The 25,908-nt window shown below is 71.8% G+C and carries 19 protein-coding genes and 3 rRNA genes; 2 read left to right on the top strand and 20 right to left on the bottom strand.

Features of this window, described 5'->3' with window-relative positions; translation table 11 throughout:
- Nucleotides 1-3: 3 nt before the first annotated feature.
- The 20 genes from recN to argC all read right to left on the bottom strand — a co-directional run bounded on the left by recN (nucleotide 4) and on the right by argC (nucleotide 23,419).
- Nucleotides 4-1,725: a DNA repair protein RecN gene (gene recN / locus ISOVA_RS06830; RefSeq protein WP_013838515.1), complete on the bottom strand. Its 1,722-nt coding sequence runs from the start codon at nucleotides 1,723-1,725 to the stop codon at nucleotides 4-6.
- A gap of 1 nt (nucleotide 1,726) precedes the next feature.
- Nucleotides 1,727-2,638 carry an NAD kinase gene (locus ISOVA_RS06825; RefSeq protein WP_013838514.1) on the bottom strand — a complete coding sequence of 304 codons (912 nt, stop codon included), beginning with the start codon at nucleotides 2,636-2,638 and terminating at the stop codon, nucleotides 1,727-1,729.
- Nucleotides 2,635-3,555 carry a TlyA family RNA methyltransferase gene (locus tag ISOVA_RS06820; RefSeq protein WP_013838513.1) on the bottom strand — a complete coding sequence of 307 codons (921 nt, stop codon included), beginning with the start codon at nucleotides 3,553-3,555 and terminating at the stop codon, nucleotides 2,635-2,637. The genes ISOVA_RS06825 and ISOVA_RS06820 overlap by 4 nt, the downstream gene beginning before the upstream one ends.
- A complete protein-coding gene (locus ISOVA_RS16725; protein WP_013838512.1) occupies nucleotides 3,555-3,728 on the bottom strand; it encodes a hypothetical protein in 174 nt (57 codons plus the stop codon). The genes ISOVA_RS06820 and ISOVA_RS16725 overlap by 1 nt, the downstream gene beginning before the upstream one ends.
- An 82-nt stretch (nucleotides 3,729-3,810) precedes the next feature.
- Nucleotides 3,811-4,824: an HAD-IIA family hydrolase gene (locus ISOVA_RS06815; protein WP_013838511.1), complete on the bottom strand. Its 1,014-nt coding sequence runs from the start codon at nucleotides 4,822-4,824 to the stop codon at nucleotides 3,811-3,813.
- Complete coding sequence (locus tag ISOVA_RS06810; protein WP_013838510.1) at nucleotides 4,821-5,489, bottom strand: tetratricopeptide repeat protein; 669 nt, start codon at nucleotides 5,487-5,489, stop codon at nucleotides 4,821-4,823. Before ISOVA_RS06810 ends, ISOVA_RS06815 begins: the two co-directional genes overlap by 4 nt.
- A gap of 606 nt (nucleotides 5,490-6,095) precedes the next feature.
- Nucleotides 6,096-6,212 (bottom strand): 5S ribosomal RNA (gene rrf / locus ISOVA_RS06800).
- A gap of 114 nt (nucleotides 6,213-6,326) precedes the next feature.
- Nucleotides 6,327-9,449, bottom strand: a 23S ribosomal RNA gene (locus ISOVA_RS06795).
- Nucleotides 9,450-9,958: 509 nt separating this feature from the next.
- Nucleotides 9,959-11,480: ribosomal RNA gene (locus tag ISOVA_RS06790) — 16S ribosomal RNA — on the bottom strand.
- The 16S, 23S and 5S rRNA genes sit together here, the layout of an rRNA operon.
- Before the next feature lie 566 nt (nucleotides 11,481-12,046).
- Entirely contained in the window at nucleotides 12,047-13,306 is a 1,260-nt protein-coding gene (gene tyrS / locus ISOVA_RS06785; protein WP_013838509.1) for a tyrosine--tRNA ligase, read from the bottom strand.
- Nucleotides 13,307-13,403: 97 nt separating this feature from the next.
- A complete protein-coding gene (locus ISOVA_RS06780) occupies nucleotides 13,404-14,075 on the bottom strand; it encodes a DNA-3-methyladenine glycosylase (protein WP_013838508.1) in 672 nt (223 codons plus the stop codon).
- On the bottom strand, nucleotides 14,069-14,671 hold the full coding sequence (locus tag ISOVA_RS06775) for a uridine kinase family protein (protein WP_013838507.1): 603 nt from the start codon (nucleotides 14,669-14,671) through the stop codon (nucleotides 14,069-14,071). The genes ISOVA_RS06780 and ISOVA_RS06775 overlap by 7 nt, the downstream gene beginning before the upstream one ends.
- Nucleotides 14,672-14,675: 4 nt before the next feature.
- The gene (argH, locus tag ISOVA_RS06770; protein ID WP_013838506.1) at nucleotides 14,676-16,109 is read right to left on the bottom strand and encodes an argininosuccinate lyase; all 1,434 of its coding nucleotides are present in this window, start codon (nucleotides 16,107-16,109) and stop codon (nucleotides 14,676-14,678) included.
- Nucleotides 16,109-17,338 (bottom strand): argininosuccinate synthase, encoded by a 1,230-nt coding sequence (locus tag ISOVA_RS06765; protein ID WP_013838505.1) that lies wholly within the window; start codon nucleotides 17,336-17,338, stop codon nucleotides 16,109-16,111. The genes argH and ISOVA_RS06765 overlap by 1 nt, the downstream gene beginning before the upstream one ends.
- A 50-nt stretch (nucleotides 17,339-17,388) precedes the next feature.
- A complete protein-coding gene (locus tag ISOVA_RS06760; RefSeq protein WP_013838504.1) occupies nucleotides 17,389-17,898 on the bottom strand; it encodes an arginine repressor in 510 nt (169 codons plus the stop codon).
- Nucleotides 17,895-18,827, bottom strand: coding sequence for an ornithine carbamoyltransferase (gene argF, locus ISOVA_RS06755; RefSeq protein ID WP_013838503.1), 933 nt, complete (start codon nucleotides 18,825-18,827; stop codon nucleotides 17,895-17,897). The genes ISOVA_RS06760 and argF overlap by 4 nt, the downstream gene beginning before the upstream one ends.
- Nucleotides 18,827-20,203 carry an acetylornithine transaminase gene (locus ISOVA_RS06750; protein ID WP_013838502.1) on the bottom strand — a complete coding sequence of 459 codons (1,377 nt, stop codon included), beginning with the start codon at nucleotides 20,201-20,203 and terminating at the stop codon, nucleotides 18,827-18,829. Before ISOVA_RS06750 ends, argF begins: the two co-directional genes overlap by 1 nt.
- The gene (gene argB / locus ISOVA_RS06745; RefSeq protein ID WP_013838501.1) at nucleotides 20,200-21,150 is read right to left on the bottom strand and encodes an acetylglutamate kinase; all 951 of its coding nucleotides are present in this window, start codon (nucleotides 21,148-21,150) and stop codon (nucleotides 20,200-20,202) included. The genes ISOVA_RS06750 and argB overlap by 4 nt, the downstream gene beginning before the upstream one ends.
- Nucleotides 21,147-22,340: a bifunctional glutamate N-acetyltransferase/amino-acid acetyltransferase ArgJ gene (gene argJ / locus ISOVA_RS06740; RefSeq protein WP_013838500.1), complete on the bottom strand. Its 1,194-nt coding sequence runs from the start codon at nucleotides 22,338-22,340 to the stop codon at nucleotides 21,147-21,149. Before argJ ends, argB begins: the two co-directional genes overlap by 4 nt.
- A complete protein-coding gene (argC, locus tag ISOVA_RS06735; RefSeq protein WP_013838499.1) occupies nucleotides 22,337-23,419 on the bottom strand; it encodes an N-acetyl-gamma-glutamyl-phosphate reductase in 1,083 nt (360 codons plus the stop codon). The genes argJ and argC overlap by 4 nt, the downstream gene beginning before the upstream one ends.
- Before the next feature lie 331 nt (nucleotides 23,420-23,750).
- Here argC and ISOVA_RS06730 point away from each other — a divergent pair, with 331 nt between their 5' ends.
- Both ISOVA_RS06730 and ISOVA_RS06725 read left to right on the top strand, forming a co-directional pair.
- The gene (locus tag ISOVA_RS06730; protein WP_013838498.1) at nucleotides 23,751-24,806 is read left to right on the top strand and encodes an IS110 family RNA-guided transposase; all 1,056 of its coding nucleotides are present in this window, start codon (nucleotides 23,751-23,753) and stop codon (nucleotides 24,804-24,806) included.
- A gap of 14 nt (nucleotides 24,807-24,820) precedes the next feature.
- Nucleotides 24,821-25,804, top strand: coding sequence for a quinone oxidoreductase family protein (locus tag ISOVA_RS06725; RefSeq protein ID WP_013838497.1), 984 nt, complete (start codon nucleotides 24,821-24,823; stop codon nucleotides 25,802-25,804).
- Nucleotides 25,805-25,908: the final 104 nt, after the last annotated feature.

The following is a 25,908-nucleotide window of genomic DNA, read 5'->3' as shown; positions in this document are numbered from 1 at the left end:
GCCCTATCGTCCCACGGTGGACGTCTCGAGAAGCTCGACGGCGTGCTGCCGGGCCGCCTCGGACTCCTCCTGGCCCGAGAGCATGCGCGCGAGCTCGCGGACGCGCTCGTCGCCGGTGACCTCGCGCACACCCGTGACCGTCACGTCACCGTCGGCGGCCGACTTCGTCACGACGAGGTGCGCGTCGGCGAACGCGGCGACCTGCGCCAGGTGGGTCACGACGACGACCTGGGTGCGGCGAGCCAGCGACGCGAGGCGGCGTCCGACCTCCACGGCCGCCCGTCCGCCCACGCCCGCGTCGACCTCGTCGAAGACGAACGTCGGCAGCGGCGCGGCGCCGTCGTCCGACTCGACCGCCGCCGTCGCGAGCGCGACCTCGACCGCGAGCATGACGCGCGAGAGCTCGCCGCCCGAGGCGCCCTTGCCGAGCGGCCGGGCGGGCGCGCCCGGGTGCGGCACGAGCGAGAAGGTGACCTGGTCGGCGCCGTAGGGGCCCGGCTCGTCGGCCGCCGCGACGTCGACCACGAGGCGCGCGCCGCGCATCGCCAGGCCGGCGAGCTCGGCCGTCACCGCGTCGGCGAGCCGCCCGGCGGCCGCGGTGCGGCCCGCCGTGATCTCGGCGGCGAGCGCGGCGAGCTGCTCGTCGAGCTCGCCGGTGCGCTCGGTCATGCCGCGCAGCCGCTCGCCGCCGTCGTCGAGGTCGAGCAGGCGCAGCCCGGCCTCGCTCGCCCACCGCAGGACGTCGTCGATCGTCTCGCCGTAGCTGCGCGTGAGGGTGGTCAGCTCCGCGAGCCGCGCGTGCGCCGTCTCGAGCCCCGCCGGGTCGGCCTGCAGGTCGTCGACGTACGCCGCGAGGTCCGTCGCGACGTCCGCGAGCAAATAGCCGGCCTCGGCGAGCCGCGTCGCGTGCTCCCCGAGCGCGGGGTCGTCGCCGGCGACGGCCTCGAGCGCGCGGCGCGCGCGCTCGACCGCGTCGACGGCGCTGCCCGCGGTCTCGAGGTCGTCGCCCGCGACCGCGTCGTGCGCCTGCTGGGCCGCCTGCCGCAGCGCCTCGGCGTTGCCGAGGCGAGCGACGAGCGCGGTGAGCTCGGCGTCCTCCCCCGGCCTGGGGTCGACCCGCTCGACCTCCGCGAGCCCGAGCCGCAGCAGCTCCGCCTCTCGCGCCCGCTCGGCGGCCCGGGCGGTGAGGTCGTCGATCTCGGCGAGCAGCGCGGCCCGTTCCTGCCAGGCCGCGCGGTAGCGCTCGAGCAGCTCCAGGTGCGCGTGCCCCGCGAACGCGTCGAGCGCGGCGCGCTGCTTGGCGGGCGTGCGCAGGCGCAGCTGGTCGGCCTGGCCGTGGACCGTGACGAGCTCGTCCGCGATCTCGGCCAGCACACCCTGCGGCACGCTGCGCCCGCCGAGGTGCGCCCGCGAGCGCCCCTCGGCCGCGACCGTGCGCACCACGACGACCGTGCCGTCGTCGTCGACCTCGCCGCCGGCGTCGTCGACGCGCCGGACGACGGCCGGGTGCCCGGCGACGCGCAGCCGGCCCTCGACGACGGCCCCGGTCGCACCCGGGCGCACCGCCCCGGCGTCGGCCTTGCCGCCCATGAGCAGCCCGAGGCCGGTGAGCACCATGGTCTTGCCGGCCCCTGTCTCGCCCGTGATGACCGTCAGGCCGTCGGACAGGGGCACGCGCGCGGCGCGGATGACCCCCAGGTTCTCGATCGCGATCTCCTCGAGCACCTCACCCCTCCTTCTCGTCGCGGGCCGACGCCGCCTCGCGCCAGCCCACGACGGGCAGCGAGAACTTGGACACGAGCCGGTCCGTGAACGGGGCCGGCGAGAGCCGTGCGAAGCGCAGCGGCGTCGAGCCGCGGCGGACCTCGACGCGCGACCCGACCGGCAGCTCGATGCTGCGGCGGCCGTCGCACGTGAGGATGCCGGGCATCGGGCTGCGCTCGAGCACCTTGACCGTGTACGCGGACCCGGGCCCGATGACGAGCGGCCGGGCGAACAGCGCGTGCGCCGACAGGGGCACGAGCAGCACACCGTCGACGTCGGGCCACATGACCGGGCCGCCCGCCGAGAAGGCGTGCGCCGTGGACCCGGTCGACGTCGAGAGCACCACGCCGTCGCAGCCGAACGAGGACAGCGGGCGGCCGTCGACACCGATCGCGACCTCGATCACGCGCTCGCGCCGCGCCTTCTCGACCGTGGCCTCGTTGAGCGCCCAGCCGGTCACCGGCTCGTCCTCGCCCGGCCGGTGCACGTGGACGTCGACCACGGAGCGCTCCTCGACGACGTAGTCGCGCTCCGCGAGGCGCTGCACCGCCAGGTGCAGGTCCTCGCGCTCGGACTCCGCGAGGAAGCCGACGTGGCCCAGGTTGACCCCGAGCAGCGGCACCCTGGTTCCGTGCGTGAGCTCGGCGGCACGCAGGATCGTGCCGTCCCCGCCGAGCACCATGACGACCTCGGAGTCCGTGACGCCCTCGCGCGCCCGCACGGCCGACATGTGGTCGCCGAACGACTCGGCGAGGTCGTCGTCGTGCAGCGCGACCTCGAAGCCCGCGGCGGTCAGCTCGCGCATCGCCTCGGTCAGCGCCGCGACGGCCTCGGGCCGGCCGCCGTGCGTGACGATCAGGACTCTGCGGGTCACGGTGCTCCTCGGGAGGTCGGGGCGGCGGTCAGGGCGACGACGGGCGGGGGCTCGGCGGACGCCTCGGCGGGCGGCGACCACGCGACGGCGCGGGCGACCGCGGCGTCGAGCGCCGCCCCGTCCGTCGTCCGCGCGGGCGGCGTCCCCGCACCGGCCCGCTCGAACCAGCAGAAGAACTCGCGGTTCCCGCTCGGCCCGGGCAGGGGGCTCGGGACGACGGCGCGGGGCACCAGCCCGTGCCCGACCGCGGCGCGCAGGACCGCGCGGACGGCGTCGGCGTGCAGCGCGGGGTCGCGCACGACGCCGCCGCTGCCCAGGCGCTCGCGGCCCACCTCGAACTGGGGCTTGACGAGCAGCAGCGCCGGCGCGCCGGGCGGCAGCACCGCGGCCACCGCGGGCAGCACGAGCGTGAGCGAGATGAACGACAGGTCCCCGACCACGAGGTCGGGCGCGCGCTCCAGGTCGGCGGGGCCCAGGTCCCGGACGTTGAAGCCCTCGACGACCGTGACGCGTTCGTCCTCGCGCAGGACGGGCACGAGCTGGTCGTGCCCGACGTCGAGCGCGACGACGTGCTCCGCCCCGCGGCGCAGCAGGACGTCGGTGAAGCCGCCGGTCGACGCGCCGAGGTCCAGGCACCAGGCGCCCGCGACGGCCTGCACGACCGCGCGGCCCGCGGGGTCGGCGGCGAGCGCGTCGAGCGCGCCGGCGAGCTTCCCGCCCGCGCGCGACGCGTAGCCGGGGTCGGCCGGGTCGGGCGCGACGTCGAGCGCCGCGCCCTCGGGCACGGGCGCGGCGGGCTTGGCGACGACCGCGCCGTCGACCCGCACGCGACCCGCCGCCACGAGCTGGGCAGCGTGCCGGCGCGACCGGGCGAGGCCGCGGCGCACGAGCTCGACGTCCGTCCGGGCGTCGGGCATCAGGCCTCCGCCTCGCCCGTCGCAGACCCGTCGGCACCCTCGAGCCGTGCGACGAGCGCCCCGTGGACGGCCTCGAACCGGGAGACGTGGTCGTGCACGGGCAGGCCGTCGAGGCCCTCCAGCGGGGCGAGCGGCTCTCGTGCCGTCCCGCCGGTCCCAGCGTCCAGCGACATGGTGCCTCCCCTCGGTTCTCGCCGGCTCAACGCTACCCGGTGCCACCCACGCTCCGGCGGCGGCGCACAGGCGCGGACGACGTCAGGCGGAGAGCTCGGGGACGCGGTCCGGGTCGAGAGCCGTGCCCTCATCGACCGCGGCCCAGGCCGCGGCGCACGCGGCGCGCACGACGTCGATCCCGTGCTGCCCCTCGCGGTCGAGCTCCAGCGTGCCGTCGACGACGCGCGCCGCGCGGCCCCGGCACTCCCACCAGCCGTCCGGTCCCTCGACCGGGACGGGGTGCACCTCGTGCAGGGCCCGCAGGTCCGCGCCGACGAAGTCGGGGCGGAGCCCGGGCTCGGCGAGGACGGCGTCGCGTGCGCTCGACACCCCGGTCAGGACGTGCAGGCCGGGGTAGCTGCCGGCGCGAGCGCCGGCGAGGTCCGTGTCGAGGCGGTCGCCGACGACGAGCGGGCGCCGGGCGCCGACCCGCTCCACCGCGAGCCGGTACATCGTGGGCGACGGCTTGCCCGCGCTGTCGGGGGTGACGCCCGTGGCCGCGACCACGGCACCCACCAGGGCACCGTTGCCGGGCGCGAACCCGCGCGCCGTGGGAAGCGACAGGTCGAGGTTGCTCGCCACGTGCCACGCGCCGGCCTCGACCGCGTACGCCGCCTCGGCGAGCTGGGGCCACGCCACCTCGGGCGCGTACCCCTGGGCGACCGCGTCGGGCCGGTCGTCGGCGGAGGTCACGACCTCGAAGCCCTGCGCCTCCACCGCGGTCACGAGCCCGCGACCGCCGACGACGAGCACGCGCGCGCCGGGCTCGAGGCGCGTGCGCAGCAGCGCCGCGCACGCCTGGGCCGCCGTCATGACCTCCTCGGGCGACGCCGGGATGTCCAGTCCGGTGAGCTGGCCCGCGACGTCCTCGGGCTCGCGGGAGGCGTTGTTGGTGACGAACACCAGGCGCATCCCCGCGGCGCGCGCCGCGCCGAGGCTCTCGGCGGCGTGCTCGATCGGCAGGTGGCCCCGGTACGCGACGCCGTCCAGGTCGACGAGCGCGAGGTCGAACTCCTCGGCCAGCGGACGGTCCGAGGCGCGCAGCGTGGCCCTCACTCCGTCTCCTCCTCGGCAGCGGCGGCGTCATCGGCGGCGGCGTCATCGGCAGCGGCGTCCTCAGCCTCGTCCTCGAGGTCGGCGTCCTCGTCGTAGACGTCGTACACGACGACGTCGTCGTCGACCGGCGAGACTCCGGAGACACGCTCGAGCTCGGCGGGGTCGACGCCGGCGAGGAGCTCCTCGGCCTCGGCGACGCGGCCGGCGGCCTCGAGCGCGACCGCCTTGGCCTGCAGCACCCGCAGCCCGAGGTCACCCTGCCGCTCGGCGGCCGGGATCTTGTCGAGGACGGCGATGGCGGCGTCGTGCTCGCCCAGGTCGGACCGCGCACCGGAGACGACGATCGCGAGCTCGGTGCGCCCCGTGGCGTCGAGCGTCCGCGCCTCCTCGCTCGCCGCCAGCGCGATCGCGCGCTCGGGCCGGCCGAGACCACGCTCGGCGTCGGCCATGAGCGGCAGGTGCTCGGACGACCCGCTGAGCCGGCGCACGGTGCGCAGCTCGCGCAGCGCCTCGGCGTAACGCCCCGTCCGGTAGGCAGCCAGGCCCGCGGCCTCGCGGACGACGTCGATGCGGCCGCCACGGCGGACGGCCGCCTGGGCGTGCTCGTAGGCGCGCTCGGGGTCGACGTCGAGCAGCCGCCCGGCCATGACCAGGTGCAGGCCCACACGCTCCGCGTTGTCCTTCGAGAGCCCGCGCAGCCGCGCACGAGCCTCCTTGCTCAGCTGGGACAGCGTGACGTCCTCGGCGATCTCGGGCTCCGGGATGCGCGGGGTGCGCTCCTCGCGCGGCGGCCGCTGCTGTCCGTCCCGACGAGGACCGCCGGTGCGCCGGTCACCGTCGCGACGCGGGCCGCGAGGCCCACCGGTGCGACGCTCGTCGTCACGACGCGGACCCCGGGGGCCACCGGTGCGACGCTCCTCGTCACGTCGCGGACCCCGCGGAGCGTCGGTGCGGCGCTCGTCGTCACGACGCGGACCACCCGTACGACGCTCGCCCTCACGACGCTCGCCGTCGCGGCGAGGACCGCCGAACCTCCGGTCGCCGTCGCGCTGCGGTCCCTGCGGGCGCCCGCCGGCGCGACGCTGACCGTCCCGCTGCGGGCGGTCCCGTCCCTGGTCACGGGGCGAATCGTTCACGGTGTTCCCTTCCTGGCAGATGCGCCGCCCATTCTCCCACGGCACCGCGGTCAGACCTGTGCCGGGTCCTCCGTGGACGGTGTGAGAAACAGCGAAGGCCCCGCACCGGGTGGTGCGGGGCCTTCGTGAAAGGGTGTCCGGCGGCGTCCTACTCTCCCACCCCCTGGCGGGGGCAGTACCATCGGCGCTGAAGGGCTGAGCTTCCGGGTTCGGAATGGGACCGGGCGTTTCCCCTTCGCTATGACCGCCGTAACTGTATGGAGCTGTTCGGGGTGCCCCCGGTGCCGCCGCACCTGGTGGTGTGGTGGTGGGGGTGGTGCCCGTTGCTCGGGAACCGCACAGTGGACGCGTGCATTGAAGGAGTGGGTGTTGAAGTTGTCGGCTGATTAGTACCGGTCAGCTGCGACAGTCGTTGGTCCTGTCTTCCACATCCGGCCTATCTACCCAGTGGTCTCGCTGGGTGCCTCTCCCACCACGAGGGTGGATGGAAACCTCATCTTGAAGCAGGCTTCCCGCTTAGATGCTTTCAGCGGTTATCCCTTCCGAACGTAGCTAACCAGCGGTGCACTTGGCAGTACAACTGGCACACCAGAGGTTCGTCCGTCCCGGTCCTCTCGTACTAGGGACAGCCCTTCTCAAGTTTCCTGCGCGCGCAGCGGATAGGGACCGAACTGTCTCACGACGTTCTAAACCCAGCTCGCGTACCGCTTTAATGGGCGAACAGCCCAACCCTTGGGACCTACTCCAGCCCCAGGATGCGACGAGCCGACATCGAGGTGCCAAACCATGCCGTCGATATGGACTCTTGGGCAAGATCAGCCTGTTATCCCCGGGGTACCTTTTATCCGTTGAGCGACGGCGCTTCCACAAGCCACCGCCGGATCACTAGTTCCGACTTTCGTCCCTGCTCGACCTGTCGGTCTCACAGTCAAGCTCCCTTGTGCACTTGCACTCGACACCTGATTGCCAACCAGGCTGAGGGAACCTTTGAGCGCCTCCGTTACTCTTTGGGAGGCAACCGCCCCAGTTAAACTACCCACCAGGCACTGTCCCTGATCCGGATCACGGACCGAGGTTAGATGGTCGATGCGGCCAGAGTGGTATTTCAACGATGACTCCACCCACGCTGGCGCGTGAGCTTCATAGTCTCCCACCTATCCTACACAAGCCGCACCGAACACCAATACCAAGCTGTAGTAAAGGTCCCGGGGTCTTTCCGTCCTGCTGCGCGTAACGAGCATCTTTACTCGTAGTGCAATTTCGCCGAGCTCGCGGTTGAGACAGCGGAGAAGTCGTTACGCCATTCGTGCAGGTCGGAACTTACCCGACAAGGAATTTCGCTACCTTAGGATGGTTATAGTTACCACCGCCGTTTACTGGGGCTTAAATTCTGGGCTTCGCCTTGCGGCTGACCCGTCCTCTTAACCTTCCAGCACCGGGCAGGCGTCAGTCCGTATACATCGTCTTGCGACTTCGCACGGACCTGTGTTTTTAGTAAACAGTCGCTTCTCCCTGGTCTCTGCGGCCCTCCCCGCTCACCGGAGCATGTCCGGGTCACGGTTCAGGCCCCCCTTCTCCCGAAGTTACGGGGGCATTTTGCCGAGTTCCTTAACCACGATTCGCTCGATCGCCTCGGTATTCTCTACCTGACCACCTGAGTCGGTTTGGGGTACGGGCGGCTAGAACCTCGCGTCGAGGCTTTTCTTGGCAGCTGAGGATCACCCTGTTCCCGCCTACGCGGTCACCGTCAGCTCTCACCCTGTATGTCCCGCGGATTTGCCTACGGGACGGGCTACGGCCTTGGACGTGGTCAACCATCGCCACGCCGGGCTACCTTCCTGCGTCACCCCTGTTAACACGCTTACCTACTACCGGTTCAGGTCCCACGCCGCCCCGGCCGGTGACACCCGAAGGTGTCGGTGGCCGGCTTGGGGTGGTTAGTATCACCGGGCTCGGTATGGGCGGTTCTTCGCCGGTAGGAGAATATCAACTCCTTGTCCATCGACTACGCCTGTCGGCCTCGCCTTAGGTCCCGACTTACCCAGGGCGGATTAACCTGGCCCTGGAACCCTTGGTCATTCGGCGGACGGGTTTCTCACCCGTCTTTCGCTACTCATGCCTGCATTCTCACTCGTGTGGCCTCCACCGCTGGATCACTCCGCGGCTTCACCGCCCACACGACGCTCCCCTACCCACCCACACACCTGAACCACACCCCGAGGGGTACGGCTGGGCGATCGTGTGGGTGCCACGGCTTCGGCGGTGTACTTGAGCCCCGCTACATTGTCGGCGCGGAATCACTTGACCAGTGAGCTATTACGCACTCTTTCAAGGGTGGCTGCTTCTAAGCCAACCTCCTGGTTGTCTGTGCAACTCCACATCCTTTCCCACTGAGCACACGCTTAGGGGCCTTAGCCGGTGGTCTGGGCTGTTTCCCTCTCGACTACGGAGCTTATCCCCCGCAGTCTCACTGCCGTGCTTACTCTTACCGGCATTCGGAGTTTGGCTGACGTCAGTAACCCGGTGAGGCCCATCGGCCATCCAGTAGCTCTACCTCCGGCAAGAAACACACGACGCTGCACCTAAATGCATTTCGGGGAGAACCAGCTATCACGAAGTTTGATTGGCCTTTCACCCCTAACCACAGGTCATCCCCCAGGTTTTCAACCCTGGTGGGTTCGGTCCTCCACGCCGTCTTACCGGCGCTTCAACCTGCCCATGGCTAGATCACTTCGCTTCGGGTCTAGACCCGGCGACTCAATCGCCCTGTTCGGACTCGCTTTCGCTACGGCTACCCCGCACGGGTTAACCTCGCCACCGAGCACTAACTCGCAGGCTCATTCTTCAAAAGGCACGCCGTCACCCCAACCAAGGAGGCTCCGACGGATTGTAGGCACACGGTTTCAGGTACTATTTCACTCCCCTCCCGGGGTACTTTTCACCTTTCCCTCACGGTACTGGTCCGCTATCGGTCACTAGGGAGTATTTAGGCTTAGCAAGTGGTCTTGCCAGATTCACACGAGATTTCTCGGGCCCCGTGCTACTTGGGATCCCCTCCGCCAGGCCGCACCATTTCGCCTACGGGACTCACACCCACTGTGGTCCGGTTTTCAACCCGGTTCGGCTATGACACGGCTTTCTCACTGGCCGGAGTCGTGTCAGCGACTCCAAGAAGGTCCCACAACCCCGCACACGCAACGCCTGACAGCTTTACCACGTGCACGGTTTGGCCTCATCCGCTTTCGCTCGCCACTACTCACGGAATATCTCTTCCTGCCGGTACTGAGATGTTTCACTTCCCGACGTTCCCCCCTGCACCCTATGAATTCAGGTACAGGTGACCCAACATGACTTGGGCCGGGTTCCCCCATTCGGACACCCTCGGATCACAGCTCGTTTGCCAGCTCCCCGAGGCTTATCGCAGGCTACCACGTCCTTCTTCGGCTCCTAGTGCCAAGGCATCCACCCTGTGCCCTTAAAAACTTCGACACACACTACAAATATTTCGCAGAGTCCAAGACGACCCAACAACCAGCACCCACCCAGGCACGAAAGCCTCGGCACGCACCCGTCGAAGGGTCCTCGAACATCTGGGATGCTCGCGTCCACTGTGCAGTTCTCAAGCTACGGACGAACCCACCAGCCCCAGGCGCGCCTACCCCCACACCCCCCCACGAAGGGACGCGTGGAAGCGGTTCGGCACCGACCGGTGACCCGCTACCCACTGAAACCCCCGACCAACGCGGCCGGCTGTCTCAGGACCCAACAGTGTGCTCTCCGAACCCCCACACCCCCGCACCGGTCTTCCCACCCCACAGGGGCGTACTAGCCGGCACACCAGGTGCACGAAAGGCTCTACGGTCAACGTTCCACCCTCGAGCGACCACCAGGCGCACGATCGGCACCTGCAGCGGTCCTCCTCTACCCCCACCCGGCCGGCCCCCACGAAGAGACCCACCGGACGCACCACGGTGCACGGGGATACGAGTGCTCCTTAGAAAGGAGGTGATCCAGCCGCACCTTCCGGTACGGCTACCTTGTTACGACTTAGTCCCAATCGCCAGTCCCACCTTCGACCACTCCCCCCGGCGAACCGGTTGGGCCATGGGCTTCGGGTGTTACCAACTTTCGTGACTTGACGGGCGGTGTGTACAAGGCCCGGGAACGTATTCACCGCAGCGTTGCTGATCTGCGATTACTAGCGACTCCGACTTCATGGGGTCGAGTTGCAGACCCCAATCCGAACTGAGACCGGCTTTTTGGGATTCGCTCCACCTTACGGTATCGCAGCCCTCTGTACCGGCCATTGTAGCATGCGTGAAGCCCAAGACATAAGGGGCATGATGATTTGACGTCATCCCCACCTTCCTCCGAGTTGACCCCGGCAGTCTCCCATGAGTCCCCGGCATAACCCGCTGGCAACATGGGACAAGGGTTGCGCTCGTTGCGGGACTTAACCCAACATCTCACGACACGAGCTGACGACAACCATGCACCACCTGTGCACCGACCTTACGGGGCACCCATCTCTGAGTGTTTCCGGTGCATGTCAAGCCTTGGTAAGGTTCTTCGCGTTGCATCGAATTAATCCGCATGCTCCGCCGCTTGTGCGGGCCCCCGTCAATTCCTTTGAGTTTTAGCCTTGCGGCCGTACTCCCCAGGCGGGGCACTTAATGCGTTAGCTGCGGCACGGAACTCGTGGAATGAGCCCCACACCTAGTGCCCAACGTTTACGGCATGGACTACCAGGGTATCTAATCCTGTTCGCTCCCCATGCTTTCGCTCCTCAGCGTCAGTTGCGGCCCAGAGACCTGCCTTCGCCATCGGTGTTCCTCCTGATATCTGCGCATTCCACCGCTACACCAGGAATTCCAGTCTCCCCTACCGCACTCTAGTCTGCCCGTACCCGATGCAAGCCCGAGGTTGAGCCTCGGGTTTTCACACCAGACGCGACAGACCGCCTACGAGCTCTTTACGCCCAATAATTCCGGACAACGCTTGCGCCCTACGTATTACCGCGGCTGCTGGCACGTAGTTAGCCGGCGCTTCTTCTGCAGGTACCGTCACTTGCGCTTCTTCCCTGCTGAAAGAGGTTTACAACCCGAAGGCCGTCATCCCTCACGCGGCGTCGCTGCATCAGGCTTGCGCCCATTGTGCAATATTCCCCACTGCTGCCTCCCGTAGGAGTCTGGGCCGTGTCTCAGTCCCAGTGTGGCCGGTCGCCCTCTCAGGCCGGCTACCCGTCGAAGCCTTGGTAGGCCATCACCCCACCAACAAGCTGATAGGCCGCGAGCCCATCCCCCACCGAAAAACTTTCCAACACCCACCATGCGATGAGCGCTCATATCCGGTATTAGACCCCGTTTCCAAGGCTTATCCCGAAGTGGAGGGCAGGTTGCTCACGTGTTACTCACCCGTTCGCCACTGATCCACCCAGCAAGCTGGGCTTCACCGTTCGACTTGCATGTGTTAAGCACGCCGCCAGCGTTCGTCCTGAGCCAGGATCAAACTCTCCGTAAAAGAGAAAACAAACACCCACGCACCACAAAGGCACGACCGGGCGCTTGATCGATACTGGCCAGACCAAACTATCACTAGCTCAGTCCATCCAAAGGAATCCCACCAGACCACCACACCCAAAAGGCGCGGCAACCCGGACAGGGTTCAAAAATACTTGGCATTGACTATCAAGCACACTGTTGAGTTCTCAAACAACCGACGCACACCATCCAGGCCGAAACCCCCCAAGGCTCCGACCCCGTCCGGGGCGGACTCCCAAACTTACCCGCTCCCCCGCCCGGCGTCAAAAGCCGTCCGAACGAGGTCGTGAGCTCCCCGACCGAGGGCGCACGAGACGTCCTCGGTGTCGAGATCCGGGGGGTGGTTCGCGGCGGGACCGACCACCGGTACCCAGCCTCGCGGCTGTCTCCTCGGTGTCCGTTCCTCCCTGCCGGCTGAACGACGAGAACATTACACACACGCTCGCCGGGCGCACAACTCCGCAGGTCAGGCGGTGTTTTCGGGCCGGAGACGCCGCAGGACCCCAGCGCGGCGCACCGGGGTCCTGCGGCGTCGGCGATGGCCCGTCACTCGGCGACGGCCACCGCGAGCGTCTTCTTCCCGCGGCGCAGCACGGCGTAGCGGCCGTGCAGCAGGTCGTCGGGCTCGAGGACCTGCTCCTCCGAGGTGACCTTGACGTTGTTCACGTACGCGCCCCCCTCGGCGATCGCGCGCCGCGCCGCCGCCTTCGAGGCGACGAGGCCCGAGCCGACGAACGCGTCGACGACGAGGTCGCCGGCCTTCGCCGTCGTCCGCGGCAGCTCCGCGACCGCCGCGCCGAGCGTGCGGGCGTCGAGCGAGCCGAGGTCGCCCCGTCCGAAGAGCGCCTGGCTCGCCGCGATGACGGCGTCGGTCGCGCCCTGGCCGTGGACGAGCGTCGTCACGTCCGACGCGAGCGTGCGCTGCGCCTCGCGGGCGAACGGGCGCTCTGCGACCGCCTGCTCGAGCTCGGCGATCTCGTCGCGCGTGCGGAACGTGAACACCTTGAGGTACCGCACCACGTCGGCGTCGGCGGTGTTGAGCCAGAACTGGTAGAAGGCGTACGGGCTCGTGAGCTCGGGGTCGAGCCAGACCGCCCCGCCCTCCGACTTGCCCATCTTCGAGCCGTCCGCCTTGGTGATGAGCGGCGACGTCAGCGCGTGGGCCGCGACGCCCTCGGTCTTGCGGATGAGCTCGACGCCGGCCAGCAGGTTGCCCCACTGGTCGTTGCCGCCCATCTGCAGCGTGCAGCCGAACCGCGTGTACAACTCGCGGAAGTCCATGCCCTGCAGGACCTGGTAGCTGAACTCGGTGTAGCTGATGCCCTCGTCCGAGCGCAGGCGGCGCGCCACGATGTCCTTCGAGATCATCGTGCCGACCCGGAAGTGCTTGCCGACGTCGCGCAGGAAGTCGATCGCCGACATCTCGCCGGTCCAGTCCAGGTTGTTGACCATGCGCGCCGCGTACGGGCCCTCGAAGTCGAGGAACGGCTCGATCTGGGCCCGGATGCGCTCGACCCAGCCCGCGACGACGTCGCGCGACTGCATCGACCGCTCGGTCGTCGGGCGGGGGTCGCCGATGAGACCGGTGGCCCCGCCGACGAGCGCGAGCGGCTTGTGCCCGGCCATCTGGACGCGCCGCATGTTGAGCAGCTGGACGAGGTGGCCGACGTGCAGGCTCTGGGCGGTCGGGTCGAAGCCCGCGTAATAGGTGACCGGGCCCTCCGAGAGCGCGTCGCGCAGCGCGGCCTCGTCGGTGGTCTGCGCCACCAGGCCTCGCCAGTGCAGCTCGTCGAGAACGTCGGTCACCGTGGTACTCCCTCGCGTGGGTCGCGTCGCGGCCCGGACGGGCCGCGCGTCCTAGTCTGCCCGACGGCGCACGCCGGCCGGACCGGTGCTCCGCGCCTCAGCGCACCCGGCGGGCCACCGGCCGGTACGCCGAGACGGTCGGCTCGCCGACGAGCCAGTAGCGCCACGGGTACTCCTCGGCGCTCGCGCCGGGCCCGCTCACGCCGACGCGCGGCCCCTGCGCGATCGTGCGCAGCAGCGGGGCGACCGGCAGGTGCACGACGACGGCCCCCGCGACGTCGGTGACGTCGGCGCCGTCGTCGTCCCGGTCGATCGCGAGCGCGACGGTGAGCCGCGCGGGGCCGCGCGCGATCTGGCGGTCGGAGTCGCACCGGCCGCTCGCGGTGCGCCGGCCGCGCGCGAGCTCGACGCCGTCGACGACCTCGCCGGCGCGCAGCAGCACGGCCGAGGCCGTGCCGGGCGGTCCGCACACGACGTTGACGCAGTGGTGCAGGCCGAGGTGGCGGTAGACGTAGAGCCGCCCGGGCTCGCCGAACATCGACCTGTTGCGCTCGGTGCGGCCGCGGTAGGCGTGCGACGCCGGGTCGACCGCGCCGGCGTAGGCCTCGACCTCGGTCAGGCGCAGCGTGACGTCGCCCTGGGCGGTGCGGCGCGTGACGTACGCGCCGAGCAGGTCGCGGGCGACGTCGTGCACGTCGCGGACGTACCAGGCGCGGCCCGGGACCTGCCAGGGCGTGGGCGTCTCCTCGGGGACCGCGGCGCTCACCACGCACTCACCTCCTCGCCGAACCCGTCCAGGTGGACGTCGGCCCGGGCCCTGGTCTGCTCGCGAGCGTAGTGGGCGGCCTCGTCGGCCATCCACCGCAGCCAGTGGCCGCGCGCCGCCTCGCCGTCGCGCGCGAGCCCGCGGCGCAGCCGCTCGGTGTCGTCGGCCTCGACCCAGACCCGCAGCGACGCCCAGGGGTCGACCTGGCGCGCCGCCGCGCCGCACCCCTCGACGACGAGCACGGGGGCGCGCTCCACGACGTGCTCCTCGGCGTACGCGCCGGCGTGCCAGTCGTAGCGCCGGTAGCGACCGGGGCGCCCGGCCGCGAGCGGCTCGAGCACCCACTCGCGCAGCCGGGCCGCGCCCCCGTCGGGACCGGCCTCCCAGCCCTCGTACAGGTCGTCGAGGTGCACGACCGGGCACGCGAACGCGACGGCGAGCTGGGTCGCGAGCGTGGACTTGCCCGACCCGGCCGGCCCGTCGACGCACACGAGGCGCGTGCGGCGCCACGGCTCGGGCGCACCCGGACCGGGCAGGCGCGGCGCGGCGTCGTGCACGCGCCGCACCAGCCGGTCGAGCACCGGTGGCGGGACGGTCACACCGTCAGCCCTCGGCCCAGAAGCGGTACTCGGTGGCCCGCTCCTTGGCCGCCTGGAGCTGCTCGGCGACGCGCGCGGGCGCGGTCCCGCCGACGGCGTCGCGCGACGCGACCGAGCCCTCGACCGTGAGCACCGAGCGCACCTCGGGGGTCAGGTGCTCGGAGATGGCGGCCAGGTCGGCGTCGGACAGGTCCCACAGCTCGATGCCGCGCTCCTCGCAGACGCGCACGCACGCCCCGGCCACCTCGTGCGCGACGCGGAACGGGACGCCCTCGCGCACGAGCCACTCCGCGACGTCGGTCGCGAGCGAGAAGCCCTGCGGGGCCAGCTCGGCCATCCGGGCGGTGTCGAACGTCAGCGTGCGCACCATGCCTGCGAACGCGGGCAGCAGCACGGTCAGCGTGGCGACCTGGTCGAAGACGGGCTCCTTGTCCTCCTGCAGGTCGCGGTTGTACGCGAGCGGCAGGCCCTTGAGCGTCGTGAGTAGGCCCGTGAGGTCGCCGACGAGGCGCCCGGCCTTGCCGCGCGCGAGCTCGGCGATGTCGGGGTTCTTCTTCTGCGGCATGATGCTCGACCCGGTCGACCAGGCGTCGTCGAGCCGCACGAAGCCGAACTCCTTGGTGTTCCAGAGGATGATCTCCTCGGACAGGCGCGACAGGTCGACGCCGATCATCGCCGCGACGAACGCGAACTCGGCGACGACGTCGCGCGCGGCGGTGCCGTCGATCGAGTTCTCGACCGGCCCGTCGAAGCCGAGCTCGGCCGCGACCGCCGCCGGGTCGAGCCCGAGCGACGACCCCGCGAGCGCCCCCGACCCGTACGGCGACCGGGCGGCGCGCACGTCCCAGTCGATGAGGCGGTCGACGTCGCGCAGCAGCGGCCACGCGTGCGCCAGCAGGTGGTGCGCGAGCAGCACCGGCTGGGCGTGCTGCAGGTGCGTGCGCCCGGGCATCACGGCCTCGCCCGCGGCCTCGGCCTGCGCGATGAGCTCGTCGACGAGGTCGACGAGCTGGCGCGCGAGGAGGCGCGCGTTGTCGCGGAGGTAGAGCCGCACGAGCGTGGCGATCTGGTCGTTGCGCGACCGGCCGGCGCGCAGCTTGCCGCCCAGCTCCTCGCCGGCACGCTCGAGCAGGCCGCGCTCGAGCGCGGTGTGCACGTCCTCGTCCTCGGGCGCGGCGACGAACGCGCCCGACGCGACGTCGGCCGCGAGCCGGTCGAGGGCCGCGTGCATGCGCTCGAGCTCGTCGTCGTCGAGCAGCCCGGCGGCGTGCAGGACCTTGGCGTGCGCCTTGGAGCCGCGCACGTCGTACGCCGCGAGCGCCCAGTCGAACTGGGTCGACCTCGACAGCGCCGCGAGCTCGGGCGACGGGCCGCCCGCGAAGCGGCCGCCCCAGAGCGCGACGTTCGCGCCGTCGGCGCCCGGCGTCGCGCCGCTCATCAGAGCGTCCCGACGCCGAAGTCGACGCCGTTGCCGAACTTCTCGTCGCGCGCGGCGGCGAGCTTGGCGGACAGCCCGTAGATCTCGATGAAGCCCTTGGCCTGCGACTGGTCGAACGTGTCGCCCTCGTCGTAGGTGGCGAGGTTGAAGTCGTACAGCGCGGCCTCCGACCGGCGGCCGGTGACGGTCGCGCGACCGCCGTGCAGCACCATGCGGATGTCGCCCGAGACGTACTTCTGGGTCTCGTCGACGAACGTGTCGAGGTTCTTCTTCAGCGGCGAGAACCACATGCCGTCGTACACGAGCTCGGCCCAGCGCTGCTCGACGAACCGCTTGAAGCGGGCCTGCTCGCGCTCGAGCGTGACGTTCTCGAGCTCCTGGTGCGCCGCGATGAGCGCGACCGCGCCGGGGGCCTCGTAGATCTCGCGGGACTTGATGCCCACCAGGCGGTCCTCGACGATGTCGATCCGGCCGACGCCCTGCGCGCCGGCGCGGCGGTTCATCTCCTGGATGGCCTCGAGCGGGGTCACGGCGACGCCGTCGAGCGCGACGGGCACGCCCCGCTCGAACGTGATGACGACCTCGTCCGCGACCGGCGGGAACGTCGGGTCGTCGGTGTAGGAGTAGACGTCCTTGGTGGGCTCGTTCCAGATGTCCTCGAGGAAGCCGGTCTCGACGGCGCGACCCCAGACGTTCTGGTCGATGGAGAACGGGTTGCGCTTGGTGGTCGCGATCGGCAGGTCGTGCTTCTCGGCGTAGTCGATGGCCTTCTCGCGCGTCAGCGCGAGGTCCCGCACGGGCGCGATCGACTTGAGCTCGGGGGCGAGCGACGTCGTCGCCACCTCGAAGCGGACCTGGTCGTTGCCCTTGCCGGTGCAGCCGTGCGCGACCGTCGTCGCGCCGAACTGGCGCGCCGCGCGCACGAGGTGCTTGACGATCACCGGGCGCGAGAGCGCCGAGACGAGCGGGTACCGGTCGAGGTACAGGCCGTTGGCCTTGAGGGCCGGCATGCAGTACTCGGCGGCGAACTCGTCGCGCGCGTCGGCGACGTACGCCTCCACCGCGCCGCAGTCGAGCGCACGCTGGCGGATGACGTTCATGTCCTCGCCGCCCTGGCCGACGTCGACGGCGACGGCGACGACCTCGGCGCCCGTGGCCTCGGCGATCCAGCCGATCGCGACGGAGGTGTCCAGGCCGCCCGAGTAGGCGAGCACGACGCGTTCAGTCATGAATCTTCTCTTTCTTGCGTTCCGGTGTGGGTCAAGTCTGGCAGGCCGGCTCAGGGAGCCGTGAGCTCGAGGAAGCGGCGGGCGAGCTCGTCGCCGCCGTCCGGGTCCCGTGCGATGACGAGGATTGTGTCGTCCCCGGCGATGCAGCCGAGGACGCCGGGGAAGACCGAGTGGTCGATCGCCGAGGCGAGGTAGTTCGCGGCGCCCGGCGGCGTGCGCAGGACGACGAGGTTGCCCGACGCCTCGGCCGACACGAGCAGGTCGGCGCACAGCCGCGCGAGACGGGCCGCGAGGTAGCCGGCGTCGTTGTCGCCGACGCCGGCCGCCTGGACGCTGCGGTCGCCGCCCTCGCCCGGCACGGCGTAGACGAGGGCGCCCGAGGCGGTGCGCACCTTCTCGGCGCGCAGCTCGATGAGGTCGCGCGAGAGCGTGCCCTGCGTGACGCTCACGCCGGACTCGGCGAGCGCCTTCGCGAGCTCCGACTGCGAGTGGATCGCGGTGCGGCGCACGATCTCGACGATGCGAGCCTGGCGCGCGGCCTTGGTCGTGGGGGCGTTCATCGCGCCTCCAGCAGCCAGGTGAGCAGGGCCTTCTGGGCGTGCAGGCGATTCTCCGCCTCGTCCCACACGACCGACCGGGGCCCGTCGATCACCTCGGCGGTGACCTCCTTGCCGCGGTACGCGGGCAGGCAGTGCAGGAAGACCGCGTCGGGCGCGGCGCCCGCGAGCAGCGCGTCGTCGACCTGGTAGGGGCGGAAGGGCGCGTCGCGCTCGTCGGCCTCGTCCTCGTCGCCCATGGACACCCACGTGTCGGTCGCGACGACGTCGGCGCCCGCGACGGCGGCGGCCGCGTCGGTCGTGACGGCCACCGAGCCGCCCGTCGAGGCCGCGATCGCGGTCGCGCGCTCGACGACCGCGTCGTCGGGCAGGTAGCCGGCCGGGCCGGCGACCGCGACGTGCATGCCCGCGGTCGCGCCGCCGAGCAGGTACGACGCCGCCATGTTGTTGGCGGCGTCGCCGACGTACGCGAGCCGCTGGGTGGCCAGCGCGGACACGCCGCCGCGGTGCTGGGCGACCGTGAGCAGGTCGGCGAGGACCTGGCACGGGTGGAACTGGTCGGTGAGCGCGTTGACGACCGGCACGCGCGAGACCGCGGCCATCTCCTCGATCCGCTCCTGGCCGAACGTCCGCCACACGATGGCCGCGACCTGCCGGTCGAGGACCCGCGTGACGTCGGCGACCGACTCGCGCACGCCGACCTGGGCGAGGCGGCCGTCGACGACGAGGGGGAACCCGCCGAGCTCGGCGACGCCCGTCGCGAACGACACCTGGGTGCGCAGCGTCGGCTTGTCGAACAGGATCGCGACGCCCCTAGGCCCGGCGAGCGGCGTGCGCACGTAGCGGTCCTCCCGGAACGCCATCGCGAGCTCGAGCACCTCGCGCTGCTCGGCGGGCGTGAGGTCGTCGTCGCGCAGGAAGTGGCGGGGCATCACGCCTCCTCGGTCTCGTCGGGCCGATCGTCAGGCAGATCGTCGGGCAGATCGTCGGGCAGATCGTCGGGCAGATCGTCGGGCCGATCGTCAGGCAGATCGTCGGGCAGCGTCAGGGTCGCGAAGAAGCGCGCGGCCTCGCGCGCCTGCTCGGCGGTGAGGACGAGCGGCGGCGCGAGCCGGACGGCGTCGGGCGCGACCGCGTTCACGATGAGGCCGGCGTCGAGCGCGCGCCGGGCGACGTCGGCCGCCACGGGGTGCGTGAGCCGCACGGCGAGCAGGAGCCCGCGGCCGCGCACCTCGCGCACGAGCGGGCTGCCGCACATCTCGATCTCCTGGCGCAGCAGCGCGCCGACCTCGCGCACGTTCGACAGCAGGCCGTCGCGCTCGATGACGCCGATCGTCGCGAGCGCGGCGGCGGCCGCGACGGGGTTGCCGCCGAACGTCGTGCCGTGCTGGCCGCGGCCGAGCAGGGTCGCGGCGCGCTCGCCGAACGCCACGACCGCGCCCACGGGGAACCCACCGCCGAGGCCCTTGGCCAGCGTGACGACGTCGGGCACGACCCCGCCGCCGACCTCGGGCTGCTGGAACGCGAACCACGAGCCGGTGCGCCCGACGCCGGTCTGCACCTCGTCCAGCACGAGCAGGGCGCCCGCCTCGGACGTGAGGCGGCGCGCGAGCGCGAGGTAGCCCGGCGGCAGGGGCCGCACGCCCGCCTCGCCCTGGACGGGCTCGGCGACGAAGGCCGCGACCGGGCCGCGTTCGGCGACGGCCGCGGGCGAGAACGCGTGCTCGAGGGCCTCGGTGTCGCCGAACGGCAGGTGCTCGACCCCGCCGGGCAGCGGCTCGAACGGCTCGCGGTACGCGGGCTTGTGCGTGAGCGCGAGCGCGCCCATCGACCGGCCGTGGAAGGCCCCCTCGAGCGCGAGCACCCGGGTGCGGGGCGTCCCGTCGTCGGACGCCACGCGGCGCGTCATCTTGAACGCGGCCTCGACGGCCTCGGTGCCCGAGTTCGTGAAGAACACGCGCGAGCCGTCGGGCGCGCCGGCGAGGCGCAGGAGCGTCTCGGCGAGGGCGATCTGCGTCGGCGTCCCGAAGAAGTTGGAGACGTGGCCGAGCGTGCCGAGCTGGGCGCTGATCGCCGCGGTGAGCGTCGGGTGCGCGTGGCCCAGCGCGTTGACCGCGATGCCGGCGAGCAGGTCCAGGTACCGGCGCCCGTCGGCGTCCCACACGTACGCGCCCTCGCCGCGCACGAGGATGCGCTGCGGCGGGCCGAACGTGTCCATGACCGAGCGCCGGTACGCCTCGGTCCAGCCGGCCGACGACAGGTCGCGCGGCGCGGCGCCGTGCGCGAGGGTGTCGAGGATCTCGCTCATGCCGGGGCCTCCGTCGCGGACGGCAGGGTCGCGGCGGGCGTCGCGTCGGGGACCACCATCGTCCCGTTGCCCCGCGTGGTGAACACCTCGAGCAGCACCGAGTGCGGCTGGCGCCCGTCGATGACGGTCGCGCGGGGCACGCCGCCCCGCACGGCCCGCAGGCACGCCTCCATCTTGGGCACCATGCCGGCCGACAGCGACGGCAGCAGCGCGGCCAGGTCGGACGCGCTGATCTTCTCGACGAGCGACGAGCGGTCGGGCCAGCTCGTGTACAGGCCCTCGACGTCGGTCAGGACGATGAGCTTCTTGGCGCCGAGCGCGACCGCGAGCGCCGCCGCGGCCGTGTCCGCGTTGACGTTGAGCACCTGCGTGGGGTCGTCGACGTCGGGCGCGACCGTGGAGACCACGGGGATGCGGCCGGCGTCGAGCAGGTCCTGGACGGCGGACGGGTGGACCTCGACGACGTCGCCGACGAGCCCGACGTCGACCGGCTCGCCGTCGACGACGGCGTGCCGGCGTGCGGCGCCGAACAGGCCGCCGTCCTCGCCCGAGAGGCCGACGGCGCGCGGGCCGTGCGCGTTGATGAGCCCGACGAGCTCGCGCGAGACCTGACCGACGAGGACCATGCGCACGACGTCCATGGCCTCGGGCGTGGTCACGCGCAGGCCGCCGCGGAACTCGCTGCGGATGTCGAGCCGGTCGAGCATCGCGTTGATCTGCGGGCCGCCGCCGTGCACGACCACGGGGCGCAGGCCCACCTGGCGCAGGAAGACCATGTCCTGCGCGAAGGCGGCCTTGAGGGTGTCGTCGACCATGGCGTTGCCGCCGTACTTGACGACGACGAGGGCACCGGCGAACTCCTGCAGCCACGGCAGCGCCTCGAGGAGGACCTCGGCCTTCTGCTCGGGCCGCAGGTCGGTGACGTCGAGCTCGTTCGAGGTGCTCATGAGGAGTACGCGCTGTTCTCGTGGACGTAGTCGTGCGTGAGGTCGTTGGTCCAGACGGTCGCCGTGGCGTCGCCCGCGTGCAGGTCGATCTCGACCCGCACCTCGCGCCCGGCGGCGAGGTCGACGAGCTCGCGGGGCTCGCCCACTCCCCCGGCCCGGCACACCTGGACGCCGTTGATCGTCACGTCGATCGCGAGCGGGTCGAACGGGGCGACGTCCTCCGGCACGGTGCCCGCGGCCGCGACGACGCGGCCCCAGTTGGGGTCGTTGCCGAAGATCGCGGCCTTGAACAGGTTGGAGCGGGTCACGGCGCGCGCGACGGCGACGGCGGCGTCCTCGTCGGAGGCGTGGGTCACGGTCACCGCGATGTCGTGGCTGGCGCCCTCGGCGTCGGCGACGAGCCGGCGCGCGAGGTCGGCGCAGACGGCGGTGACGGCCTCGGTGAGCTCCTCGGCCGTCGGCGTGACGCCCGAGGCGCCGCTCGCCAGCAGGATCACGGTGTCGTTCGTCGACATGCAGCCGTCGGAGTCCACGCGGTCGAACGTCGTGCGCGTCGCGGCGCGCAGGGCGGCGTCGGCGGTCGCGGCGTCGACGACGGCGTCGGTCGTGACGACGCTCAGCATCGTCGCCAGGCCGGGCGCGAGCATGCCGGCACCCTTGGCCATGCCGCCCACGGCCCAGCCGTCGCGAACCTGCTCGGCCTGCTTGGCGACCGTGTCGGTCGTCATGATCGCGTGCGCCGCGGCGTCGCCGCCGTCGGGCGAGAGCGCGCCGGCCGCGGCGTCGACGCCGGCCAGCAGCGCGTCCATGGGCAGGCGGACGCCGATGAGCCCGGTGCTGCACACGAGGACGTCGGCCGCGCCGACCTCGTCCTCGGGCGTGGCGGCCGACGCCGAGAGCGTGGCCGCGACGTGCTCGGCGGTGCGGTGGGTGTCGGCGAAGCCCTCGGGCCCGGTGCAGGCGTTGGCGCCGCCGGAGTTGAGCACGACCGCGCGGGCCGCGCCGTCGGACACCGCCTGGCGCGTCCACAGCACGGGCGCGGCCTGCACCCGGTTGCTCGTGAGGACCGCGGCCGCGGTGCGCAGGGGCCCGTCGTTGACGACGAGCGCGACGTCGCGCGCGCCGGTGGACTTCAGGCCCGCGGCGACGCCGGCGGCCCGGAAGCCCTGCGGGGTCGTGATGCCCGTCATGGTGCGACTCCTTCGGTGACGAGACCGGCGGTCTCGGGCAGGCCCAGCGCGACGTTCATGGCCTGCACGGCCTGCCCCGCGGTGCCCTTGACGAGGTTGTCGATCGCGGTGACCGTCACGACGCGGCCGGCGGCGCGGTCGACGGCGACCTGGACCAGGGCCGTGTTGGCCCCGAGCGTCGCGGCGGTCGAGGGCCAGCGACCCTCGGGCAGCAGCTCGACGAACGGCTCGTCGGCGTACGCGGCCTCCCAGGCGGCGCGGACCTGCGCGTCGGTCGCCTCCTCGTGGCCGGGCGCGAGCCGGGCGGTGACCGTGGCGAGGATGCCGCGCGCCATGGGCACGAGCGTGGGCGTGAAGCTGATCGAGACGTCGGTCGCGCCCGCGGCGCGCAGGTTCTGCGCGATCTCGGGGATGTGCCGGTGCGTGCCGCCGACGGCGTACGGCGCGGCCGCGCCGAGGGCCTCGCTCGCGAGCAGGTGCGGCTTGAGCGCCTTGCCGGCGCCCGAGTACCCGTTGGCCAGGACGGCCACGAGGTCGACCGGGCTCACGAGACCGGCGGCGACGCCCGGCTGGATGCCGAGCGTCACGGCCGTGACGTTGCAGCCGGGCACGGCGACGCGCCGCGCGCCGGCAAGCGTCTCGCGCTGGCGGGTGCCGTCGTCGTGCAGGAGCTCGGGCAGGCCGTAGGGCCACGTGCCCGCGTGGGCCGAGCCGTAGAAGGCCTCCCAGTCGGCGGGCGAGGCGAGGCGGTGGTCGGCGCCGAGGTCGAGCACGAGCACGTCGTCGGGCAGCTGCGCCGCGATCTCGCCCGAGGCGCCGTGCGGCAGGCCGAGCACGACGACGTCGTGGCCCGCGAGCGCCTCGGCCGACGTCGGCTCGAGCACGCGGTCGGCGAGCGAGCGCAGGTGCGGCTGGAGGTCGCCGAGACGGGCGCCGGCGTTCGAGTGCGCCGTGAGCGTGCCCACCTCGAGGTGCGGGTGGCGCGCCGCGAGCCGGAGGAACTCGCCTCCCGCGTACCCGGACGCGCCGGCGACGGCGACCCGGAGACGGGTCCCGCCGGAGACCTGGTTGCTGACCATATGCAGAACTATACATACCTATGCAGCGCTCGTGGCGCCGTCCGGCATGCGGGCACCGCAGGGCCTGCGTCGCATCGACCCTCGCATAGTCTCGGGTCAGTGTGAGGGTGGATGTGCCGCGGTTGCGGTGGTTGGATCCCTTCACGTCTGGTGCCTGGCTCATAGCCTCGGTGTCGGCCTGTGGCCTGACCTGCATGCGTTGTGCCGGCGCCGGGTGTGAAGGGACCGGCCGGCGTGACTTGATAGGAGCGTGGCGTCGCCCCCACTGAGATGTGTCCGCCGGCCGGTCCGACCGTCCCCGTCACTGATCAGGTGAGAGGAGGCAACCACCATGGTTGTCGTTGTCGGTGCCGATGTCCACAAGCGTTCACACACGTTCGTCGCGGTCGACCCGGCCGGCCGCCGGCTCGGCCAGATGACGGTGAAGGCCGATGCCCAGGGTCATGACAAGGCGGTGCGCTGGGCCGAGTCGACGTTCGGGACTGACCTGCGGTGGGGCGTCGAGGACTGCCGGCACCTGTCGGCCCGCCTGGAGCTGGACCTGCTGGACGCCGGGCAGCAGGTGGTGCGGGTGCCGCCGAAGATGATGGCCGAGCAGCGCCGGGTCGCCCGCACCCGGGGCAAGTCGGACCCGATCGACGCCCTGGCCGTGGCCCGTGCGGTGCTGCGCGAGCCCGACCTGCCCGCCGCGTCCCATGACGAGGCGTCGCGGGAGGTCAAGCTGCTGGTCGACCACCGCGAGGACCTGGTGCGGCAGCGCACCGCGATCATCAACCGGCTGCGCTGGCACCTGCACCGGATCGACCCGGCCCTGGACCCGGCGCCCCAGTCGTTGGACCGGGCGTCCACACGGGCCCGGCTGGCGGAGTTCCTCACCGGCATCGAAGGCATCGATGCCCGCCTGGCCCGCGAGCTGCTCGACGACGTCGCCGCGCTCACGGCGCGGGCGGACGCGCTGGCCAAGGAGATTGCCCAGCTGGCTGACCAGCTCGCGCCCGAGCTGCTCGAGCTGCCCGGCTGCGGGCCGCTGACTGCGGCCAAGATCCTCGGCGAGACCGCCGGGATCGGCCGGTTCGCCCACGAGGCCAAGTACGCCATGCACGCCGGCGTCGCGCCGATCCCGGTCTGGTCCGGACGCACCGCCGGCAAGGTCCGCCTCAACAAGTCGGGCAACCGGCAGCTCAATGCGGCCCTGCACCGCATCGCCGTCACCCAGATCCGCCTCGGGGGGCTCGGCAAGGCCTACTACGACAAGCGGCTCGCGGCCGGCGACTCGAAGACCGAAGCCCTGCGCTGCCTCAAACGCCGACTCGCCCGAGTCGTGTTCAACACCCTCAAGAACGCCCAGCAAGCTGCCGCCGCAGCACAGTACGCGACAGCGGCTTGACATAGGAGAAACGCATGCGTGCAGTCGTGGCCCGCGAGGCGGGCGGTCCCGAGGTCCTGGCACTCGTCGAGCTCCCCGACCCCTCGCCCGGCCCCGGCGAGGTCCTCGTGCGGGTCGCCGCGGCGGGCGTCAACTTCATCGACACCTACCGGCGCGGCGGCGTGTACCCCATGGAGTACCCCCACGTCGTCGGCGTCGAGGGCGCGGGCGTCGTGGAGGCCGTCGGCGAGGGCGTCACGACCTTCGCGGTCGGCGACGAGGTCGCGTGGCACGACACCCACGGCTCGTACGCCGAGCTCGTCGCGGTCCCCGCGGCGCAGGCCGTGCGCGTTCCGGCGGGACTCGACCTGCGGACCGCGGCGGCGCTGCCGCTGCAGGGCATGACGGCGCACTACCTCGTGGCCTCGACGTTCGAGGTCGGCTACGGCCATGACGTGCTGCTCACCGCCGGTGCCGGCGGGGTGGGGCTGCTCGCCACGCAGCTCGCCGTCGCGCGCGGCGCGCGCGTGCTCACGACCGTCTCGTCGCCCGAGAAGGCGGCCCTGTCGGCGCAGGCCGGGGCGGCGCACACGATCGACTACGCGGCGATGGACGACATCACGTCCGAGCTGCCCGCCGTCGTGCGCGACCTCACCGACGGCGAGGGCGTGCACGTGGCGTACGACGGCGTCGGGCGGGCCACGTTCGACGCGTCGCTCGCGTCGCTGCGCCGGCGCGGGACGCTCGTGCTCTTCGGCGGCGCGTCCGGGCAGGTCCCACCCTTCGACCCGCAGCGCCTGAACTCGGGCGGGTCGCTCTACCTCACGCGCCCCACGCTCGCGCACTACACCGCGACGCGTGCCGAGCTCGAGTGGCGGGCGGGCGAGGTGCTGGGCGCCGCGGCGGCCGGGGACCTCGAGGTGCGCGTGGGCGCGGCCTACCCGCTCGCCGAGGCCGCCGAGGCGCACGCCGCGCTCGAGGCCCGCCGGACGACCGGCAAGGTGCTGCTCGTGCCCTGAGTCGGCCGGCGGGTCGGACGCCGGCCTGCGGGTCGGCACGCTCCGGCCGGTCGGCCGGCCAGGTCCGGCCGAACGGCCGATGTGCCCGGCGTGGCCCGTCGCGC

This window comes from Isoptericola variabilis 225, assembly GCF_000215105.1.
Lineage (GTDB): Bacteria > Actinomycetota > Actinomycetes > Actinomycetales > Cellulomonadaceae > Isoptericola > Isoptericola variabilis_A.
This window is presented reverse-complemented; position numbering and strand designations above follow the sequence as displayed.